The sequence below is a fragment of the Pseudoalteromonas sp. P1-9 genome (assembly GCF_001399975.1).
Taxonomy (GTDB): Bacteria; Pseudomonadota; Gammaproteobacteria; order Enterobacterales; family Alteromonadaceae; genus Pseudoalteromonas.
Genome location: NZ_LKBD01000087.1, coordinates 1 through 2,858 on the forward strand (window position 1 = coordinate 1; position 2,858 = coordinate 2,858).

A 2,858-nucleotide genomic window follows, 5' to 3' on the forward strand; every position below is an offset into this window, starting at 1 on the left:
GCATAGCAACATTGTAATCACCGTGAGTGATGAATTTGTTTCTTCATCACTAAACGCTTTTGAGATTAAGGTGAATTCTGCAACAGCGCACGACCCTGATCCTCAGCCAGATACGAAAAAGAAAAGTTCAGGCTCTCTTTGGCTCCTATTGTTAGGCCTCTGCTTTGTTGTTACAAGTCGAGGTTGGTTGCGAATAGGTAAACATGGTTAGTAAGAATTAGAGCTGGTAAGTGGGTTTTAGCTTGTGGATTACCCACTTTTGAAAATTTTAAAAAGGAATTAATTATGAAATGTTTAAAAGCTCTTTTTATAGCCTCACTGTTGCTTTTGAGCGCTTTAAATGCGTATGCAGAATATACCGTTACTCAAAAATATCAATTTAGTGGCAGTGATAGCGTGGTAGATAGCGGAAGTTTTCCGCACGAGATCACCGAGTTTAACGGCATGATTTTTTTTGTTGCTTTTGATGATGACTCGAGTACAAATAGCGTACCTGGAGGTTTTAATCTATTTAAGTTATCGCCGAGTACGCATCAGTATGAAGCTGTTACAGATTCAAGCAATAACACTTTCTCAACTGTCTCTAATTTAAAGGTTTTTCAGAATAAGCTTTTTTTTAAAAGTGGCAGCGATATTTACTCGATTGATAATCAATTCAATGTGTTACAAGACAATACAAGCATTGTTTATGACGTGAAGCATATTCTCACTTTTGATGAAAAACAGTATGTAGTGATTGATAAAGGGTTAGGTAACGAACTCTATATTTACGATGGTATAAACACGCAGCTCGTTACAGATTTAAATGAGGGAAGTGAAGATGGCGTTTTAAGTAATCTAATAGAGTATGACAATGCGATTTATTTTGGTGGGCACAATGGCACCGAAAGCAATTTATACCGCTACACACCGAATGATGGTGCGGTAGATGTCGTTAGCTCGTTAAATCAAGCAGAAAACCCATCCGTTAATTCTGTTACGGTATTAAATAACACGCTGTATTTTTCTGCAGAAGTCGAAAGTGATGATAACTCTCGTTTTGGAGGGATATTACTTAGCTTGAAAGACAACCAGATTAATGAAGTAATGTATTCCTCTCGATTCTGGTTCAAAATTGACGGTTGGAAAGACCAACTAATTCTTAGCGGACAACACCAGTACGGGGTAGATAACTGTAATGGAATGGGTGAATTTGCTGATTATGGTACGGCTGTAGTTGGTTTTATACCCAGCTCACAAAAAACGATATGCTATATGTTAAGCAATAGCAACACTGCCGCAGACCGACATACATATACCACTACTGACTCGTATATTTTTATAGACAGAATGGATGGTGGAGATATGTTTGCTGATCCATCAAGATCCTTTTTTAAAGTCGACCCTAATGCAGACAAAGCTGAAGTTCTTTATTCTCCGTTTGATTGTCATTATACAGATGTTGGAGAAGCTGGAAATAAATGCTTCGAACTAAAAGAGAATAATGGTGGATTTTTAGGGTACGCCATTGTTGATAATACTTTATATATAATGAGTGACGAATCTCAGCAAGGTGTTGAATTGGCGGCAGTTGATGTTACTGATAAATCAGTTGAAATAATTGATATTAATAAATTCGGCTCAAATTCACTGAATCTAAGAGTAGAATTTGCTGCACAAAACTCATTGTTTGTTGCACCATATGCATCTATTGATGAGCGTAGTTCGAGAAAATATGGATATAAAAGACTACAGATAAACCAAGAATTGACCCTAACAGGTTTTGATACGTGTTCAGGAAGTTTAATTGCGCCACTTGTTATAAATGGCCAAAACTATACTAGGTGCAGCTTAGATAGTTTTAACTATCAAGGGGAAGCGTATGATTTGCGCAAGGGGAATCAAAGTACGTATTTAATCATTGATGGACAAGGTACTACACCTTACTACACTTATTTTGATATTAGTGTTGATACCAGTGAATTACCTCTATCTAAGCTCCCCACGATAGTCGCGGATGAAATGTATTACTTTTCGTATGAGTCAGATAATACAGAGCAAATCTATGCGTATAACTTAGAAACTGAGCTAATGAATGTTGAATGGCAATATGCATTAGCCCCGGGGGCACGTGTTGTTGGCTTTTACCAATCGGCGGGTTCGATATTTGTTTTGGTAAACAACCAGGGACAGGGGGATATTTACCGAGTTGAAAATGACAGTTTGACTTTGGTGAGTTCAATTTTTGCGATAAACCCTGATATTAAACCTCAGCAAAAAGGAGATGACCTGTTTTTTGCGGGTTATCTTGCAAATGGCGAAGAGCAAAGTATCATCAAATACCGCCTTACTGACAATATGGCAGCTAGAGCAATTGGTGAGCACTCGACACCAAACTTACAGAGTTTTGCATTTTTTGATAACAAAACATTTGTTATTTCTTCAGAGAGTGGCACATCGCACTTAAGTTACTTTGATGACATTGACCTAACTGAACGAACGCCAGTAGAACTTGGTGCTGTTACTAACCCGTTAGATGTTATTCGGTTTGCGAATGGTATCTATTTTCAAGCAATAAACAGTGATGCTAGCCCTGCACTGTTTTCGTTGACGGCGCCTGAAAAGCATCGTGCCCCAGTTATCAATTTTGCCGAAAATGTAGCGCAAGTTAAACAAGGCGAGAACTATGTATCGCGCTTGGAAGTGAGTGATATTGATGGTGGTAATATCGCAGTATTGGTGGCCTCACCAAAATGGCTTACTTATGATAAAGCATCTCAAACACTAGTAGGCCGTGTTGTTGACTTTGAACAAACGGGTGTACAGGACGTTCAGTTAGTGATCACAGATGGCTACTTTTATGAAAATGTTGAGTACTC

General features: G+C 38.3%; 2 protein-coding genes. Both read left to right on the forward strand.

All coding sequences use genetic code 11. The features are described 5' to 3' along the window. On the forward strand, nt 1-211 hold a 211-nt coding region (locus tag AN214_RS23125), incomplete at its 5' end, for a hypothetical protein (protein WP_235576797.1). 74 nt (nt 212-285) lie between these two features. After that, nucleotides 286-2,858 (forward strand): hypothetical protein (locus AN214_RS21590; protein WP_152960843.1); only part of this gene is annotated, 2,573 nt, incomplete at its 3' end.